We start from the raw sequence: 16,357 nt of genomic DNA, 5'->3' as shown, positions 1-16,357 counted from the left end.
TTGATGTCGGACGGACTGGTGCCCCGCAGTCTGCTGTTCATGCCGGGCTCGAAAGCGGCGATGATCGCGAAGATCCCGGCGATCGCGCCCGACGCGGCCGTGGTCGACCTCGAGGACGCCGTGCCCGCCGCGCAGAAGGCCGAAGCGCGGGCGACGACCGTGGCCGCGCTGGCGGACTTCGACGCCGGCCCTTCGACGACGGTGCTGGTGCGGGTCAACCCCGTCACCTCGCCGTGGTTCGCGGACGACCTGGCCGCGGTGGCTTCGCTGGGCGGCGTCGGAGTGGTGCTGCCCAAGTACGAGCGGCGCGAGGAGATCGACGCGGTGCGGGCGCGGGTCGGTCCCGACGTGCCGGTGATCGCCGGGCTGGAGACCGTGCGCGGAGTGGCGTTCTGCCGCGATCTGCTGCGCGCCGGGATCGACTCCGTCTACTTCGGAGCGGAGGACTACATCGCCGACATCGGCGGCGTCCGCACCGCCCGCGGGGACGAGGTCTTGTACGCCCGCAGTGAAGTGCGATTGGCCGCCCATCTGTGCGGAATGTCCACAGTGGACCAGGCCGTCGTCTCGATCCGCGACGACGACCGCTTCCGCGCCGACGCCCACCAGGGCCGCGCGATCGGCTACACGGGCAAGATCTGCGTGCACCCCCGCCAGGTCGAATTGGCGCACGAGGTCTTCACACCCGCCGCGGACGAGGTCGCCCACGCGCGCGCCGTCCTGGCCGCCGCCGACTCCGGCGTCGCCGTCGTCGACGGCCAGATGGTCGACGACGTCCACGTCCGCATGGCGCGCACAGTGCTGGCGCGCGTGCCGGGGGAGGTGTGATGCGCGTCGGGTTGATGTTCCCGCCCGCGGGCGATCCGGGGGAGATCCCCGCAGTCGCGCGCAGGGCCGAGGAAGCCGGGTTCGACTTCTTCTGTTGCGGTGAGCACGTGTTCTTCCACGGGCCGATGACCAACGCCTTCGTCGGGCTCGCCGCGGCGGCCGGGGCGACCGAGCGGCTCGGGCTGATGAGCGCGCTCACGATCCTGCCGGTGTATCCGGCGGCGCTGGCGGCGAAGCTCGTGGCGACGCTCGCGGCGGTGTCGCGCGGCCGGTTCGAGCTGGGGGTCGGCGTGGGCGGTGAGCATCCGCCGGAGTTCGAGGCCGTCGGCGTGCCGCTGGCCGAGCGCGGCCGCCGGACCGACGAGGCCCTCGAGGTGCTCGACCGGCTGCTCGCGGGGGGCCCGGTGACGTTCCACGGCGAGTTCACGACCATCAAGGATCAGAAGCTCCAGCCGGTGCCCGACCGTCGGCCGCCGGTGTGGGTCGGTGGCCGGCGGCGCGCGGCGATGCGGCGGGCCGCACGGCACGGTGACGGCTGGCTGCCCTACCTGGTCGCGCCGGATCGGCTGCGCGACAGCCTGGCGCAGGTGCGGGAGCTGGCCGTGGGGTACGGGCGGCGGCCCGAGGACATTCGCGGCGGCGTGTACCTGTGGTCCAGTGTGGACACCGACGGCGACCGGGCCCGGCGTGAGGTGGTGTCGGCCGTGAGCGGGACCTACCGCCAGGACTTCGAGGGCCACGCCGACCGTTACCTGTTGTTCGGCACGCCGGCGCGCGTGCGTGAGCGGCTGGCGGAGTACGCCGAAGCGGGTGCCGAGAGCGTGATCTTCGCGCCCGCGTGCGCGGATCCCGACCGCGCGATCGACCTGTTCGCCACCGAGGTCCTCCCGGGGATCCGGGAGAGGGGGATGTCCCGTGTCTGAGTTCACCAAGGTCCTGGTCGCGAACCGGGGCGAGATCGCGGTCCGCGTGATCCGCGCCGCGCGCGACGCCGGGCTGGCTTCGGTCGCCGTCTACGCCGATCCGGACGCCCGGGCACCGCACACCCGACTCGCCGACGAGGCCTACGCGCTGCACGGCAGCACGGCCGCGGAGTCCTATTTGGACATCGACAAGATCCTCGACGTCGCCAAGGTCAGCGGCGCCGACGCCGTGCACCCCGGCTACGGGTTCCTCTCGGAGAACGCCGCCTTCGCCCAGGCCGTGCTCGACGCCGGTCTCGTGTGGATCGGCCCGGGGCCGCAGGCGATCCGCGACCTCGGCGACAAGGTGACCGCGCGCAAGATCGCCCGGTCCGTCGGCGCGCCACTGGTGCCGGGCACCGAGGAACCGGCGGCGTCGGCCGAGGAGGTCGTGGCGTTCGCGCGCGAGCACGGGCTGCCGGTGGCGATCAAGGCGGCGTTCGGCGGTGGGGGTCGCGGGCTCAAGGTCGCACGCACGCTCGAAGAGATTCCCGAGCTGTTCGAGTCCGCCACGCGCGAAGCCGTCGCGGCCTTCGGCCGGGGCGAGTGTTTCGTCGAGCGCTACCTCGACCACCCCCGGCACGTCGAGGCGCAGGTGCTCGCCGACGCGTACGGCACGGTCGTCGTGGCCGGCACCCGCGACTGCTCGTTGCAGCGCCGTCACCAGAAGCTGGTGGAGGAAGCCCCAGCGCCGTTCCTGAGCGCCGAGCAGCGCGCGCTGATCCACTCTTCCGCCAAGCAGATCTGCGCCGCGGCGGGATACCTCGGCGCGGGCACCGTCGAATACCTCGTCGGCACCGACGGTACGATCTCGTTCCTCGAGGTCAACACCCGCCTGCAGGTCGAGCACCCCGTGACCGAGGAGACGACGGGTCTCGACCTCGTGCTGGAGCAGTTCCGCATTGCCCGCGGCGAGCGGCTGACCATGGCCGATCCGGAACCTCGCGGGCACGCGTTCGAGTTCCGCATCAACGGCGAGGACCCGGGCCGCGGCTTCCTCCCGATGCCGGGCACCGTGCGCCGCTTCGACGTGCCCGAGGGCCCCGGCATCAGGCTCGACTCGGGCGTCGAGGCGGGCAGCGTCGTGGGTGGACAGTTCGACTCCATGCTGGCCAAGCTGATCGTCTCGGGGCCCGACCGCGCGACGGCCCTGGCGCGCAGCCGCCGGGCGCTGGCCGAGCTGGCGGTGGAGGGCCTCGCGACCGTGGTGCCGTTCCACCGCGCCGTGGTGCGCGACCCGGCGTTCACGGCCGAGGACGGGTTCACCGTCCACACGCGTTGGATCGAGGAGGACTTCGCCAACACCCTGCTCGAGTACTCCGCCGAACCCGTCGACGACGGCAAGGTGTCGATCTCCGTCGGCGGCCGTGCCCTGCGGGTGTCCTTGCCCGGTCTGTCGGAAGTGGGCAGCCGGGCCGACGAGATCCGCGCGGCTTCCGCGGCCGTGGCACTCGGCCCGCGCGCGAGCGCCGTGTCCGGCGACGCGGTGACGACGCCGATGCAGGGCACGGTCGTGAAGCTCGCCGTGGCCGAGGGCGACACCGTCGAGGCCGGTGACCTCATCGCCGTCGTGGAGGCGATGAAGATGGAGAACCCGGTGAAGGCGCACAAATCCGGCGTGGTCACGGGGCTCGCGGTGGCGGTCGGCGACAGCCGCGCCCAGGGCGAGGTGCTCTGCGAGATCGCCGGGTAAGGTCCACTGGGGACTTTCCGTTGGTACGGCAGGGGAGCAGGCTCGTGGATCTCGGAATCGCCGGCCGCACGGCCGTGGTGTGCGCGTCGACCCAGGGCCTCGGGCGGGCCTGCGCGGTGGAGCTCGCGCGGGCGGGCTGCACCGTCGTCGTCAACGGGCGCTCGGAGGACTCGACGCGCGCCGCGGCCACGGAGCTCGCGGCGGAAACGGGCGCCACGGTGGTGCCCGTGGCGGGCGACCTCGGCGACCACGCCGTGCAGGACGCGCTGCTGTCGGCCGCGGGACCGGTCGACATCCTCGTGAACAACAACGCCGGTCCGCCGTTCCGCGACTTCCGCGAGGTCGACGAAGACGCGCTGTTCGCCGGCGTGCGCGCCAACATGGCCACGCCGATCCGGCTGGTGCAGCAAGTCGTCGACGGCATGGTGGAACGCCGGTTCGGCCGGATCGTGAACATCACGTCCGGCTCGGTCAAGATGCCGCTCGCCGGGCTCGACCTCTCCAGCGGCGCGCGGGCCGGCCTCACCGGGTTCCTCGCCGGCGTCGCCCGGTCCGTCGCGCACGCCAACGTGACGATCAACTTCCTGCTGCCCGGCTCGTTCGACACCCGCCGCCTGCGTTCGGGTCAGGAAACGGCGGCTGCGAACGCGGGAGTGACGCCGGAAGCCGTCGCGGACCGGCAGCGCGCGGCGATCCCCGCAGGCCGGTTCGGCGAGCCCGCGGAGTTCGGCGCGGCGTGCGCCTACCTGTGCTCGGCGCAGGCGGGGTTCCTCACCGGCCAGAGCCTGCTCATCGACGGCGGGGCGTACCCGGGCGTGCTCTGACGCCCGGGCCCGCGAGCGTCAGCCGACCCAGACCGTCTTGAGGTTGCAGAACTCCCGGATCCCGTGCGACGACAGCTCGCGGCCGTAACCCGAGCGCTTCACGCCGCCGAACGGCAGCTCCGGGTAGGACACCGTCATGCCGTTGATGAACACCTGCCCGGCGTCGAGGTCGTCGATGAACCGCTCGATCTCGCCGGCGTCCTCGGTCCACGCGTTGGACCCGAGGCCGAACGACGTCGCGTTCGCGATCTCCAGCGCCTCGTCGAGGTCCGCCACGCGGTAGAGCGAGGCAACCGGGCCGAACACCTCTTCGGTGAAGATGCGCATCTCGCGCGTGATGTCGGTGATCACCGTCGGCGGGTAGAACCAGCCCGGGCCATCCGGGCGTTTCCCGCCGCACAGCACGGTGGCGCCCGCGGAAACGGCCTCGTCCACCAGTTCCTCGACGTCGGTGCGGCCCTGTTCCGTGGCCAGCGGCCCGACGTTCGTGGTGTCGTCGAACGGATCGCCGACGGTCAGCGCGCGCATCCGCTGCACGAACTTCCTGGCGAACTCGTCGTAGATGTCGGTGTGCACGATGAAGCGCTTCGCCGCGATGCACGACTGGCCGTTGTTCTGCGTGCGCGCCGTCACGGCGGTCTCGGCCGCGCGGTCGAGGTCGGCCGAGGGCATCACCACGAACGGGTCGCTGCCGCCCAGTTCCAGCACGGTGTGCTTCACCTCGTCACCGCAGATCGCGGCGACCGAGCGCCCGGCCGGCTCGCTGCCGGTGAGCGTGGCGGCGGCGACGCGCGCGTCACGCAGGATCGGCTCGACCTGGCGCGAGGAGACCAGCAGCGTCTGGAAGCAGCCTTCGCCGAATCCGCCGCGCCGGAACACGTCCTCGAGGTACAGGGCGCACTGCGGCACGTTGGACGCGTGCTTGAGCAGCCCGACGTTGCCCGCCATCAGCGCGGGCGCGGCGAAGCGCATCACCTGCCACAGCGGGAAATTCCACGGCATCACGGCCAGTACCACCCCGAGCGGCTGGTAGCGGCCCAGTGCGCGCGACGCGCCGACCACCGACGGGTCCGGCAGCGGCTCGTCCGCGAGGAACTCTTGCGCGTGGTCGGCGTAGTACCGCATGCCCTTGGCGGACTTCAGCGCCTCCGCGCGAGCCGAGGCGAGCGTCTTGCCCATCTCGGTCGTCATCATCCGCGCGACGTCGTCGGCTTCTTTTTCGAGAAGGTCGGCGGTGGCGTGCAGCAGCGCGGCGCGCTCGGCGAACGTGGTGCGCCGGTAGGTCTGCCACTGCTCGTGCGCGATCCCGATCCTGTCCCGGACCTCGGCCTCGGTCAGCTCGGTGAACGTCTTGACCGTCTCCCCGGTCGCGGGGTTGATGGTGGCGATCGCCATGGGCGGAGCCGTCCCTTCTCCTCGTCGCGGTGCGGCCGCGCGGGCCGTCCCCAGCACGAGCCTAGGTCTTCCCGGCCCCAGTGGCAGGCAAACCAGTGGCTGACGAACCAGCGGCAGGCAAACCAGCGGCAGGCAAACCAGCGGCAGACAGGCCGCAGCACGAAGCCCCCAGGCTCGTGAGTCCCTGGAGGCTTCGGCTCAGCCCGCCCTTGGCGGGAGTGGGAACCCGGCTGCCGCGCCTGATCGGGGTCAGCACGCGGCAGCCGGGAGATCATTCGTCGTCGGGGTGGTCTTCGTCGTCGCCGGTTTCGGGGTTGCCGTCGTAGATCACTGAGCCGTCGTCGCGCATCCATTTGCCGATCGCCGTCACCTCCAGCGGCTCGGCGAGGTGGAATTGGACGGTGTAGCCGTAGAAGCGGGAGTAGAGCAGCACGTTGGTGAAGGCCGCATCGGCGGCGCCGGGGTTGTTTTCCAGGCGCCACAAGGTGAGTGGGCTGATGCCGAGGGTTTCGGCGACCTCGTCGCGGGTCAGGCCGGCCTTCTGGCGCAGCATGTGCAGGTGCTGCAGGAGCTGCCACAGTTCGGACATCGCCTGGGCGTCGCCGGCGTTGTCGCCGTGGGGCATGCGCTCGCGCCAGGGCGGGCGGCGTTGTCCCGGGTCGTCTTCGACGAGAACGACGTGCAGGCGGTAGCCGAGGTGGCAGGCGTAGGCGTCGAGGGTCGGCAGGGTCTGGCTGGTGCGGGCCCGGGTGCGCAGCGAGTGGATGTTGCCGGCGAGCATGCCGAGGATCCGCCCCGCTTCCCGCAGGGTGAGGCCCTCGGCGACGCGGATCTCTTCGAGCCGCGCGGCGACGATGTCGAGTTGCTCGAGCGCCGACCGCTGGACCAGCGCGGTCATCGCGGCCGCCGGAAGCAGGTGCGGCAGTCGCGTGCCCTGTCACGGTCGTCGCCGAGTTCCCGCGACAGTTCGGAGCGGAACGCCCACCGCGCGGGAATGACGAAGCCGTTCTGCGTGCAGCCGGGGCTGAAGGTGTCCCGTTCCTCGTCTTCCAGCTGAGCGCGCAGGTACCGGTGGTTACGCGTGTCTCCCGCCCAGAAATGCACGGCGAACATGGCCTCGGCGACCCCGCTGATGCTCTTTGTCTCCAAGACCAACCCCTTCCTGGTGCCCCTGTGTTGATCGCTACACTGGTGTACAACTCAGTAAAAGTGCAAGTCTTGCATTCATGCTGAGCCTTCAGTCCACTCGATAGGAGTAGTCCATGGCCAACGCACCTTCTCTTCGCCGGCGCCGGTTGGTGGGTGCGTTGAAGCGGCTGCGGCTCGATGCCGGAATGACGCTTGCCGAGGCCGGCGAAGCTGCGGGATTCAGCGAAGCCAAGGTTTCTCGAATCGAAACGTTCCGATTTCAGGTCAGCGGCGATGACACTTATGCGCTGGCCAAGGCACTGGGCGCGAGTGAGGAGACCGCGAATGCCTTGGTGAAACTCGCGCGGTCTGCCAAGCAGCGCGGGTGGTGGCACGACGCTGCGGGCGAGGACAACGGCCTGGGGACCTTCGCTGACTTCCTTGAACTGGAGAGCGATGCTCGCGAGATCTTCGAGTTCCAGGAGACACTCATCCCGGGGCGGCTGCAGACGGCGGGATACGCGGCGGCGGTGATCCGCGCCGACTTGCCGAACGCGACCCATGCCGAGGTCGAGCGGCGAGTGAAGTTGCGCCTCGACCGGCAAAGTCAAAGTTCCGCGCCCCTCTGGGCAGTGATCTTCGAGGCTGCCTTGGACATGCCGGTCGGTGGGCCGGAGGTGATGTGCGAGCAGCTGGATCGACTCTCGGAGGCGGCGAAGCGACCGGGGATTCAGGTGCAGGTCTTGCCGAAGCGCTCGCGGGGACACGCGGCGATAGGCACGTCGTTCACCTTGTTCGAACTGGCCGACGGCGCAACCTTCGCGCACATCGACACGTTGACTGGCGGCCTCCTGATCGAGGACCCCGCTCAAGTGGAGATCTATCGCAAGGCTCGGATGGGCCTGCAGGCGGCAGCTGCGGACTTCGCCGGCAGCGATACCCTGGTCAAGCGAGCAAGGGACAACCACCGGAGCACACCATGAGCGAGAAGTTCGCTGGTCAGTGGATCAAGGCCAGCTACTCGAACGGCTCGGGCAACTGTGTTGAAGCAGCTGTTCTGCCGACGGCGGTGGGCATCCGCGACACGAAGGCCCGGGAAACCGGTCACCTGACGGTCACGCCCTCCGCGTGGGTCGCCTTCACCGAAGCGATCACCAAGTAGCACGCGCAAGAAGGCCCCCAGCGACTCGTGAGCGCTGGGGGCTTTCTGCTGTCCCTGCTGTCCCTGCTGCTGGGATTCTCGGGATCAGCCGACGGGTTGCAGGACGAAGTCGTAGCGCGCCTCGACCCACGGCACGGCCGACTCGCCGCCGTCGGGCGTCGGGCCCGGCTCGCGGGGCTCGAAGGTGACCACGAGCTCCTGTTTGGTGCCGAACACGACGTCGCTGTCGAGGTATGGGGCGCCTTCCTGGAACAGGTGCGTGATCAGCGGCTGGTGCCCGGCGGCGTTCACGAGGAAGTGCACGTGGGCCGGGCGGAAGTGGCTGATGTCGGTGCGCGAGATGAGGTCGCCGACGGGGCCGTCCATCGGGATCGCATAGCCCTTCGGGGCGATCGTGCGCACGCAGTAGGTGCCGTCGGCGCGAGTGGTGTACTTCGCGCGCAGCCGGGCCTCGTCGACCTCCGGCAGCTGGGACTCGTAGGCACCGTCGGCGTCCGCCTGCCACACGTCGAGCAGCGCGCCGGCGACGGGCGCGCCGTCGAGGGAGCGGACGGTGCCGCTGACGTAGAGCGGGGTGCCCTCGACGCCGTCGGACATGTCGCCGCCGAAGTCCAGCTCGGGGGAGCCGTCGATGTGGAACGGGCCGAGCACCGTGGCCGGCGTGGCTTCCTTCGCGAAGGCGTGGTTCATCTGCACGACGAGCATGCTCAGGCCCAGCACGTCGGAGGCCAGGATGAACTCCTCGCGCTTCTCGTTGCTGATCTGGCCGGTCTTGGTGAGCCACTGGATCGCGGCCATCCACTCCGGCTCGGTGAGCCGCACTTCACGCGCGAAGTCGTGCAGGTGGCGCACGAGCGCGGTCATCAGCTCCTTCGTGCGCGGGTCGTGCGCGGTGCCCCAGCGCCGCGCGGCCAGCTCCGTGATGTTGTCCTCGGTGACGAGCTCCATTGACGTCCTCTTCTCGACCGGATTCCGTGGGGTCAGGGCGTGTACGGGTCCGGCTCCACGGGCCGGTTGTTCAGGTCTACCGCGAGAAAGATGTCGTTGCCCACGGGGTGGCGCAGTTCCTCGGCGAGCTGCCCGATGAGCCCGGCCGTGCGGGCCAGCAGGGCAAACCCGCGCAGCAGTTCCAGCGGCAGCCCGAGGTCGGCCAGCGCCGCGCCGCAGACGCCCGCGCCGTTGAGCGGCAGCGTTTTGCCGAGCACCTGCGGGTGCACGCGGCCGATCGCGGTGAACAGCGCCAGGTGCGGGCCGACGAGCCCTTCCTCGGCGGCGATCTCCAGCAGGCGCGGCGTGCGCGGGTCGCCCTGCTTGTGTACGTGGTGCCCGAGCCCGGGGACGAACTCGCGGGCTTCCCGTTTCGTGCGAACGGTTTCGAGGGCGAGCGTGTCCCAGCCCGGGTCGTCGGTGGGGAGGTCGCCGGCCGAGGCGAGCACCTCGTGCAGGAAGCGGCCGCAGTCCTCGGTGACGCCGAGGAAGCGCGAGCCACCGCCGAGCAGGCCGGCGGCGAGCGCGCCCTGGATCGAGTCGGGCGCGGACAGGTAGGTCAGCCGCGTGACGATCGCGGTCGGGGTGAAGCCGTGGTCGGCCAGCGCCGCGAGCACGGCCTCGAACACGCGGGTCTCGCCCGGCGTCGGCCGGCGCTGAGTTGCGAGCCAGAAGGCCAGCTCGCCGAAGCCGACCTTGCCCATCACGTCGTGGGCCAGGTCCTGGCCGAGCAGGGTGATCTTGTCGAGCGACGACGCTCCGAGCGCCGTCTCGTACACGGGCGGTTCGCTCACTCGGATTCCTCTCGCGGGGTACGGAGCCAGGCGCGCAGCTCGGCGCCGTGCTCGTCGAGCTGCGGCGGCGGCAGCCGGTAGGACGCCGGGGTCGCCGAGAGCCGCAACGGGTGGCGCGTCGTGGGCACCGCGCGGTCGCCTTCGCCGACCTCGACCACGGGATCGAGCCCGAACCGCTCGGCCATCGCGAATCCGCCGTCGATCGTGGAGATCGGGCCGCACGGCACGCCCACGGCCGTGAGGGCCTCGAACCAGTCGACGGCGCCGCGGGCGGCCAGGCGCTCGACGAGGATCGGGCGCAGCTCCTCGCGGTTGCGCGTGCGGTCGGCGTTGTGCGCGAAGCGCGGGTCTTCGGCGATCTCCGGGATGGCGAGCACGTCGCACAGCTTGCGGAACTGGCCGTCGTTGGCCGCGGCGACGATGATGTCGTCGTCGGCGGTCGGCAGCGGCTCGTACGGGAACACGCTGGGGTGCGCGTTGCCCATCCGGTAGGGGACCACGCCCCCCGCGACGTAGGCGGAGCTGTGGTTCACCAGCCCGGTGAGCGCCGAGGACAGCAGGTTGACCTCCACGAGCTGGCCGGCGCCGGTCGCGTCGCGGTGGCGCAGCGCGGCGAGGATGCCGATCACGGCGTGGTTGCCGGCCATCACGTCGAACACGGAGATGCCGGCGCGGTACGGCGGCCCGGCGGGGTCGCCGGTGAGGCTCATCAGGCCGGAGATCGCCTGCACCATCAGGTCGTAACCGGGCACGTGGCTGCCCGCGCCGGAGCCGAAGCCGGTGATCGACGCGTAGACGAGGCCGGGGTTGAGGGCGCGGACGGTTTCGTAGTCGAGGCCGTACTTGGCGAGGCCGCCGGGCTTGAAGTTCTCGATGAGCACGTCGGCCCGGGCGGCGAGCTCGCGCCCGAGCGCCGCGTCGGCCTCGTCTCGCAGGTCAAGGGCGATGGAGCGCTTGCCGCGGTTCACGCCGAGGTAGTAGGTGGAGGTCTCGCCGCGCACCGGCGGCATCCAGGTGCGGGTCTCGTCGCCCTGCGGGCCCTCGACCTTCACGACTTCGGCGCCGAGGTCGGCGAGCAGCATCGTGGCGTACGGGCCGGCCAGCACCCGGGAGAAGTCCGCCACCAGCAGCCCCGACAGCGGTCCGGTGCCCGCTCCCGCCGGGGAGTCTTCCATGCTTCGCCTCTCTTAGTGTCCGTCAGGCGGACCAATGTCCGTCTGAGTCGTCCAACCGAGAGTCTGCGCCAGTGCGGCGCGCCGGTCAAGCGTGGGTCAGGACACGGCCGGCGCGGCGGCGGCGGCCGTGTGGGGCACGTCCTGCAGGCGCGCGAAGTCCGCGCTGATGTCGCCCGCGGCCTGCAGCAGCAGTGGCAGGTGGTGGCCGATCAGGCGGTCGACCGGGGTCTCGGCGGCGTGGCAGTTGACGTTGACGCTCGCGATCACGCGACCGGCCCCGTCGCGCAGGGGCGCCGCCACCGAGCGGATGCCGAGGGTGAGCTGCTCGTCGGTCAGCGCCCAGCCGCGGGCGCGCACCTCACGCAGCTCGGCGTCGCGCTCGGCGTGACCGGGCTGCCAGCGCGGCACGAGCCCGGAGCGCGTCGGCTCGGCGAGGGTGGTCTCGAGCTCCTCGGGTGACAAGGCCGCGAGCAGGACTTTGCCCAGCGACGTCGGCAGCGCCGGGAACCGGGTGCCGATCTGCACGGCCAGCGACACGATCTTCGGCACCGAAACCCGGGCCACGTAGACGATGTCGGACCCGTCGAGCTGCGCGATCGAGCAGGACTCGTTCGTCTGCGCCACGAGCTTCTCCAGGTGCGGGCGCGCGATGTCCCACAGGCCCATCGACCGCACGTAGGCGACGCCGAGTTCGAGCACGCGGGGCGTGAGGGCGTAACCACGCTCGGCCGCGCGCACGTAGCCGAGTTCTTCCAGCGTCAGCAGGATCCGACGCGCGGTGGGGCGGGCCAGCTTCGTGGCGGTCGCGACCTCGGCGAGCGTCATCACCGGCTGGTTGGGCCGGAAGGCGGCGATCACTTCGAGCCCGCGGGCGAGCGCCTCGATGAAGTCCGGACCGGTTCCCTCTCGTGGCATGGCACGACCTCCTCACGGCCTGGCGGGCACTGCGTCCCGCGAAGCGTATCCGCTCGCTGTCCGCGAGACGGACAGCATCGCCCGGCCTCGCGCGGCGCCGGGGCCCGGCCGGGCATTGACAGGGGCTCCGCGGTGCGCAAAAGTGTCTGCACCCCACTGGTTGTCCGTCAAGCGGACGATTGTACGCGTCAGGGGTCCGTGGGGGCTCCGGCGTGGAAGAGAGGCAGCCATGAGCGAGCCCACCGGCCGGCCGGTCGTCCTGCGCGGCGGGACCGTGCTGACCGTCGACGCCACCCGCCGCGTGCTGCCCGGGCACGACGTGCTGGTCACCGGCGACACGATCACCGCCGTCGGCCCGGAGCTGGCCGTGCCCGAAGGCACCGTGGAGATCGACGCGACCGGCGGCATCGTGATGCCGGGCATGATCGACACGCACCGCCACATGTGGCAGACGGCGATGCGCGGCTACGGCGCCGACTGGACGCTGACGCAGTACTTCGTCTGGTACTACCTCGAACACGGCAAGACGTTCCGCCCGGCCGACGTCTACGCGGGCAACCTGCTGTCCGCCTGGGAAGCGCTCGATGCCGGCGTGACGACCACAGTGGACTGGTCGCACGGGTTGCAGACGACCGAGCACGCCGACGCGGCCGCGGACGCGCTGCAGGCCGTGCCGGGCCGGTTCGTGCTGGCGTACGGCAACATCCAGGACGCACCGGCGCACTGGACCGCCACGCCCGAGTTCCGCGAGTTCGTCGTGCGCCGCATGACCGGCGACCCCATGCTCGGCTTCCAGCTCGCGTTCGACGTGACCGGCGACCCGGCGTTCCCGGAGAAGCCGGCGTTCGAGGTCGCGCGCGAGCTCGGCGTCCCCGTGACCACACACGCGGGCGTGTGGGGCGCGACCGGCGACGACGGCATCCGCCTCATGCACGACCACGGCTTCATGACGCCGGAGACGATCTACGTGCACGGCGCGTCGCTCTCGGCCGACTCGTACCATCGGATCGCCGCGACCGGCGGCTCGGTGTCGGTGTCCACCGAGAGCGAGCAGAGCGCGGGCCAGGGCTACCCGCCCACCTGGGCGCTGCGCTCGCACGGCATCCCGGTGTCGCTGTCGATGGACACTTCGGTGTGGTGGAGCGGCGACCTGTTCTCCGCCATGCGCACCACGCTGGGCGCCGACCGGTCCCGCGAGCACCTGGAGGCGCACGCGAAGGGCGATACCGTCACGCACGCCGCGCTACGCGCCGACCAGGTCGTGGAGTGGGCCACCCGCGGCGGCGCCAGGGCCCTCGGGCGCGAGGCGGAGCTGGGCAGCGTCGAGGTCGGCAAGAAGGCCGACGTGGTGCTGGTGAAAAACGATCACTCGCCCGTGTCGTTCCCGCTGCTCAATCCCCACGGCCACATCGCGTTCCAGGCCCAGCGCGGCGACGTGCACACCGTGCTGGTCGACGGCCGCATCGTGAAGCGCGACGGCCGGCTCGTGGACGCCGACCTCGCGGCGGTGCGCCGCACGGTGGACGCGACGGTCGAACACCTGCGCGCGCAGCTGGGCGACGAGGCCTGGGAGCAGGGGATGAACCCCGACGTCCCCGCGGCGAAGGTCCTGGACAACCCGTACACCTACACCGACTACCAGAGCGGCAGCACGCACGGCGGGTGACCACTGTGGACGTTTCCGCTCGGTTCGCCTTACGGTGGGGCGAGCGGGACGTCCGAGGCGGGAGGCCGGCATGGCAAGCGGTGCTGAGCGGTCGCGCGTGCCGGCCCCGATCGAGCCGATGCTCGCGACCCCCGACGGCGGCCTCCTGCGCGACAGCCCGGACTATGCCTACGAGTTCAAGTGGGACGGCTACCGCTCCATCATGCGCGTCGCCGCCGACGGCACCACCGTGCTGACGAGCCGCAACAACAACGACTTCACCGGACGCTTCCCCGAGCTGCTGGGCGTGTTCGGCGACGCGCTGGGCGGGCGGCCCGCGGTGCTCGACGGCGAGGTCGTGGCTCTCGACGAGCAGGGGCATCCCGACTTCGGGCTGCTGCAGAACCACGACAGTTCCCAGCGTTCCGTGTCGTACTTCGTGTTCGACGTGCTGTGGCTCGGCGGTGATTCGCTTTTGGACGCTCCGTACGACGAACGCCGGGGTGTTCTTGAGTCACTTGCGCCTGGGGACCGCCGCCTGGCGGCCATCACCCCGTCCTACTCCCACACGGACTTGTCGGCGCAGGGAATGTCACCGCAGGACCTGCTGGACGTGGCCCAGAAGACGATGCTCGAAGGCCTGGTGGTCAAGGCGCGCGCTTCGAAGTACCACCCGGGCCGGCGGAGCCCGGAGTGGCTGAAGCACCCGCTGATCCGCACCACGGAAGTCGTGCTCGGGGGCTGGCGGCCGGGCCAGGGGCGTCGCGCTTCGACCCTGGGTGCGCTGCTTCTCGGCGCGCACGATCCTGGGACGGGCGATCTTCTGTACCTGGGTGATGTGGGGACGGGGTTCACTGAGCAGATGCTGGTGGATCTACGGGAGACGCTGGCGCCGCTGGAGCAGTCGGTGAGCCCGTTCGCCAACGTGGTGCCCCGAGACCGGGCCCGGGGGGCGCATTGGCTGGCACCTTCGCTCGTCGGCGAGGTGGTGTACCGCCGTCTGACACCGGGAGACCAGCGGCTTCGGCACACGGCTTGGCGGGGGTTGAGGCCGGATCGGGTGCCGAGTGAGGTGGAAGTTCCGTCGACCTGATCGGGTGCCGGGTGCGATGGACGTTCCGCTGTCGCCCTGATCGCACCAGCGGGCTGTCTCGGCCCCGAGACGCGGTCGGCGGCGGACAGGCAGTCGACGATGTCCTCGCTACCAGACCGACAACGGTCGCGCGTCGGGCTGACCGTTTTCGTCGACCCCGACGAGATGGGCTGCTTCGGGGCCGCTGCGGGAGTCGTCGTCCAGCGGGATGGCGAAGCGATGCTCGCCGGAGTCGACCGCGAGGTAGCTGTGGGGGACCACTTCGTAGCCGTCGATCACGTTGCCGACGAAATAGCGCATGACGACCACCGACTGTCCTTCGGGAAAGCGCCATGCGCGGCAGCCATACATCCCGAACGGGTTCGTGAGCGCTCGCAACACAGGTCCGTCGAAATGCAGTTCGACGTAGTCGCGGACGAAGCTGACCGCGCTGATCTTGCGGCCGACCAGGAGTTGCAGCGACGCGGACGGGTCGTGAGCGGGGGCCATGCCGCGATCGTGCCAGAACTCTCTCTTCGTCGTGCCCGCTGAAGGGCTCGCTCGTGTCCGGGGTGCTGACCGACGAGGTGACGCCGGCGGCGACGATCGGCGCCACGGTTAACCACCTGGTCGAAGGGTTCGTCAAGGCGGCGCCAGGGGTCTCGGCCGGGAAGCCGCGCGCAGGTTGATCGCCGCCGGGCACACCGTCTACATCGGAGCGCGGGACGCCACGCGAGGCCGCGAGGCCGCGGATCAGCTCGGGGCGAAGTTCCTGCAGCTCGATGTGACCGACGACGAGTCCGTTGCCGCGGCGGCCGGCCGGTTGACCGAGTTGGACGTGCTCGTGAACTGTGCGGGCGCGTTCGAGGGCATGCTCAAGCCCGAAGACGCGACGGCGGGGCACATGCGGGAGATCTTCGACGTCAACGTGTTCAGTGTGGTCCGGACGATTCACGCGTTCCTGCCGGTGCTGCGCCGGTCCGCCGCGCCGGTGATCGTGAACGTGAGCAGCGGCCTGGGGTCGTTCGGGACGGTGAACAACCCCGAGCGGCACGAGTCGCGGTTTCCGTTGCCGGTGTACGCGTCGTCGAAGGCGGCGGTGGGGATGCTGACCGTGCAGTACGCCAAGGGGCTGCCGGGAATCCGCGTGAACGCGGTGGATCCCGGGTTCACCGCGACCGAGATGCACGGCATGAGCGGCGACGGGATCCAGACGGCCGACGAGGGCACCGACGCGATCGTGCGCCTGGCGAGCATCGGCGCGAACGGTCCCACCGGCACGTTCTCCGACCGCCACGGCGAGCTGCCGTGGTGACCGGCGCGCTGGTCCTGGGCGGCGGCGGGATCGCGGGCATCGCGTGGCCCACCGGGCCTGTCCGACGCGGGCCACGACGTCACGCGGGCGGGCGGCTGGTCGCCGCCGACTCTGCCGTCCAGGGACTCTGGCCGCCGGTGACGATCGACTGGCGCTGACGCACCCGGTTGCGGATGCACTTTTCACAGCCGGTAGCCGATCACCGGACGAGGCCGTCAGCAGCACCGCGGCCGCACGTGATCGAGACCCGGTCCGACGGCCGGTGCAGGCACCGCGGCGCGAGCGAGCCCGGCTCGGCGCTCGGCGGGGGTCGTCATCGCGTGGCTCGAACGTCGAGCGGGACCAGACGGCCGAAGCTGGTGAGCACCGCCGAACCGGTGCACCGCAAGAGGATTCCCGAACCGCGCCCACATGGGTCGGGCCCGATCACCGACGCACCGGCACGCCGCCGGCAGCGGCATC

18 protein-coding genes are annotated in these 16,357 nt (G+C 71.0%); 10 read left to right on the top strand and 8 right to left on the bottom strand.

Annotated elements, in window-relative coordinates; all coding sequences use genetic code 11:
- Positions 1–3: 3 nt before the first annotated feature.
- The 4 genes from ABZU76_RS30750 to ABZU76_RS30735 are packed head-to-tail and all read left to right on the top strand — an operon-like array spanning position 4 to position 4,307.
- A complete protein-coding gene (locus tag ABZU76_RS30750) occupies positions 4–828 on the top strand; it encodes a CoA ester lyase (protein ID WP_354875555.1) in 825 nt (274 codons plus the stop codon).
- Positions 828–1,751 (top strand): LLM class flavin-dependent oxidoreductase, encoded by a 924-nt coding sequence (locus ABZU76_RS30745; protein WP_354875553.1) that lies wholly within the window; start codon positions 828–830, stop codon positions 1,749–1,751. The genes ABZU76_RS30750 and ABZU76_RS30745 overlap by 1 nt, the downstream gene beginning before the upstream one ends.
- Positions 1,744–3,483, top strand: a complete 1,740-nt coding sequence (locus ABZU76_RS30740; protein WP_354875551.1) for a biotin carboxylase N-terminal domain-containing protein — start codon at positions 1,744–1,746, stop codon at positions 3,481–3,483. The genes ABZU76_RS30745 and ABZU76_RS30740 overlap by 8 nt, the downstream gene beginning before the upstream one ends.
- 44 nt (positions 3,484–3,527) lie before the next feature.
- Complete coding sequence (locus ABZU76_RS30735; protein ID WP_354875549.1) at positions 3,528–4,307, top strand: SDR family NAD(P)-dependent oxidoreductase; 780 nt, start codon at positions 3,528–3,530, stop codon at positions 4,305–4,307.
- 18 nt (positions 4,308–4,325) lie between these two features.
- On the opposite strand, the gene ABZU76_RS30730 is transcribed toward ABZU76_RS30735, so the two are convergent.
- The 3 genes from ABZU76_RS30730 to ABZU76_RS30720 form a co-directional block, all read right to left on the bottom strand.
- The gene (locus tag ABZU76_RS30730) at positions 4,326–5,702 is read right to left on the bottom strand and encodes an NADP-dependent succinic semialdehyde dehydrogenase (protein ID WP_354875547.1); all 1,377 of its coding nucleotides are present in this window, start codon (positions 5,700–5,702) and stop codon (positions 4,326–4,328) included.
- 271 nt (positions 5,703–5,973) lie between these two features.
- The gene (locus ABZU76_RS30725) at positions 5,974–6,600 is read right to left on the bottom strand and encodes a helix-turn-helix domain-containing protein (protein WP_354875545.1); all 627 of its coding nucleotides are present in this window, start codon (positions 6,598–6,600) and stop codon (positions 5,974–5,976) included.
- Positions 6,597–6,851 (bottom strand): hypothetical protein, encoded by a 255-nt coding sequence (locus ABZU76_RS30720; RefSeq protein WP_354875543.1) that lies wholly within the window; start codon positions 6,849–6,851, stop codon positions 6,597–6,599. Before ABZU76_RS30720 ends, ABZU76_RS30725 begins: the two co-directional genes overlap by 4 nt.
- Positions 6,852–6,964: 113 nt before the next feature.
- Here ABZU76_RS30720 and ABZU76_RS30715 point away from each other — a divergent pair, with 113 nt between their 5' ends.
- Complete coding sequence (locus ABZU76_RS30715) at positions 6,965–7,813, top strand: helix-turn-helix transcriptional regulator (RefSeq protein WP_354875541.1); 849 nt, start codon at positions 6,965–6,967, stop codon at positions 7,811–7,813.
- Positions 7,810–7,992, top strand: a complete 183-nt coding sequence (locus ABZU76_RS30710; protein ID WP_354875539.1) for a DUF397 domain-containing protein — start codon at positions 7,810–7,812, stop codon at positions 7,990–7,992. Before ABZU76_RS30715 ends, ABZU76_RS30710 begins: the two co-directional genes overlap by 4 nt.
- Before the next feature lie 84 nt (positions 7,993–8,076).
- On the opposite strand, the gene ABZU76_RS30705 is transcribed toward ABZU76_RS30710, so the two are convergent.
- The 4 genes from ABZU76_RS30705 to ABZU76_RS30690 form a co-directional block, all read right to left on the bottom strand.
- Positions 8,077–8,940 (bottom strand): dioxygenase, encoded by an 864-nt coding sequence (locus ABZU76_RS30705; protein ID WP_354875537.1) that lies wholly within the window; start codon positions 8,938–8,940, stop codon positions 8,077–8,079.
- A 32-nt stretch (positions 8,941–8,972) separates the two neighbouring features.
- Positions 8,973–9,773, bottom strand: coding sequence for a citryl-CoA lyase (locus tag ABZU76_RS30700; RefSeq protein WP_354875535.1), 801 nt, complete (start codon positions 9,771–9,773; stop codon positions 8,973–8,975).
- A complete protein-coding gene (locus ABZU76_RS30695; protein ID WP_354875533.1) occupies positions 9,770–10,948 on the bottom strand; it encodes a CoA transferase in 1,179 nt (392 codons plus the stop codon). Before ABZU76_RS30695 ends, ABZU76_RS30700 begins: the two co-directional genes overlap by 4 nt.
- Before the next feature lie 96 nt (positions 10,949–11,044).
- Complete coding sequence (locus ABZU76_RS30690) at positions 11,045–11,863, bottom strand: IclR family transcriptional regulator C-terminal domain-containing protein (protein WP_354875531.1); 819 nt, start codon at positions 11,861–11,863, stop codon at positions 11,045–11,047.
- Positions 11,864–12,092: 229 nt separating this feature from the next.
- Here ABZU76_RS30690 and ABZU76_RS30685 point away from each other — a divergent pair, with 229 nt between their 5' ends.
- Together ABZU76_RS30685 and ligD are read left to right on the top strand one after the other, a co-directional pair.
- Positions 12,093–13,529 carry an amidohydrolase family protein gene (locus tag ABZU76_RS30685; protein ID WP_354875529.1) on the top strand — a complete coding sequence of 479 codons (1,437 nt, stop codon included), beginning with the start codon at positions 12,093–12,095 and terminating at the stop codon, positions 13,527–13,529.
- Positions 13,530–13,599: 70 nt separating this feature from the next.
- Positions 13,600–14,601, top strand: a complete 1,002-nt coding sequence (gene ligD, locus ABZU76_RS30680; RefSeq protein ID WP_354875527.1) for a non-homologous end-joining DNA ligase — start codon at positions 13,600–13,602, stop codon at positions 14,599–14,601.
- A 108-nt stretch (positions 14,602–14,709) separates the two neighbouring features.
- On the opposite strand, the gene ABZU76_RS30675 is transcribed toward ligD, so the two are convergent.
- Entirely contained in the window at positions 14,710–15,090 is a 381-nt protein-coding gene (locus ABZU76_RS30675) for a hypothetical protein (RefSeq protein WP_354875525.1), read from the bottom strand.
- A gap of 53 nt (positions 15,091–15,143) precedes the next feature.
- Here ABZU76_RS30675 and ABZU76_RS30670 point away from each other — a divergent pair, with 53 nt between their 5' ends.
- Positions 15,144–15,269 carry a hypothetical protein gene (locus ABZU76_RS30670; RefSeq protein WP_354875523.1) on the top strand — a complete coding sequence of 42 codons (126 nt, stop codon included), beginning with the start codon at positions 15,144–15,146 and terminating at the stop codon, positions 15,267–15,269.
- Entirely contained in the window at positions 15,266–15,895 is a 630-nt protein-coding gene (locus ABZU76_RS30665) for an SDR family NAD(P)-dependent oxidoreductase (RefSeq protein ID WP_354875521.1), read from the top strand. The genes ABZU76_RS30670 and ABZU76_RS30665 overlap by 4 nt, the downstream gene beginning before the upstream one ends.
- The last annotated feature ends 462 nt before the right edge of the window (positions 15,896–16,357 follow it).

Origin of the sequence: Amycolatopsis sp. NPDC005232 (assembly GCF_040607795.1) — a bacterium.
Classification (GTDB): Bacteria; Actinomycetota; Actinomycetes; order Mycobacteriales; family Pseudonocardiaceae; genus Amycolatopsis.
The sequence above is the reverse complement of the archived record's forward strand: the minus strand, read 5'-3'. Positions and strand labels throughout refer to the sequence as shown.

Coding starts and splice junctions, on each gene's coding strand:
- ABZU76_RS30750 (WP_354875555.1), top strand. CDS start 4: ATGTCGGACGGACTGGTGCCCCGCAGTCTGCTGTTCATGCCGGGCTCG.
- ABZU76_RS30745 (WP_354875553.1), top strand. CDS start 828: ATGCGCGTCGGGTTGATGTTCCCGCCCGCGGGCGATCCGGGGGAGATC.
- ABZU76_RS30730 (WP_354875547.1), bottom strand. CDS start 5,702: ATGGCGATCGCCACCATCAACCCCGCGACCGGGGAGACGGTCAAGACG.
- ABZU76_RS30725 (WP_354875545.1), bottom strand. CDS start 6,600: ATGACCGCGCTGGTCCAGCGGTCGGCGCTCGAGCAACTCGACATCGTC.
- ABZU76_RS30715 (WP_354875541.1), top strand. CDS start 6,965: ATGGCCAACGCACCTTCTCTTCGCCGGCGCCGGTTGGTGGGTGCGTTG.
- ABZU76_RS30710 (WP_354875539.1), top strand. CDS start 7,810: ATGAGCGAGAAGTTCGCTGGTCAGTGGATCAAGGCCAGCTACTCGAAC.
- ABZU76_RS30705 (WP_354875537.1), bottom strand. CDS start 8,940: ATGGAGCTCGTCACCGAGGACAACATCACGGAGCTGGCCGCGCGGCGC.
- ABZU76_RS30695 (WP_354875533.1), bottom strand. CDS start 10,948: ATGGAAGACTCCCCGGCGGGAGCGGGCACCGGACCGCTGTCGGGGCTG.
- ABZU76_RS30690 (WP_354875531.1), bottom strand. CDS start 11,863: ATGCCACGAGAGGGAACCGGTCCGGACTTCATCGAGGCGCTCGCCCGC.
- ABZU76_RS30685 (WP_354875529.1), top strand. CDS start 12,093: ATGAGCGAGCCCACCGGCCGGCCGGTCGTCCTGCGCGGCGGGACCGTG.
- ligD (WP_354875527.1), top strand. CDS start 13,600: ATGGCAAGCGGTGCTGAGCGGTCGCGCGTGCCGGCCCCGATCGAGCCG.
- ABZU76_RS30675 (WP_354875525.1), bottom strand. CDS start 15,090: ATGGCCCCCGCTCACGACCCGTCCGCGTCGCTGCAACTCCTGGTCGGC.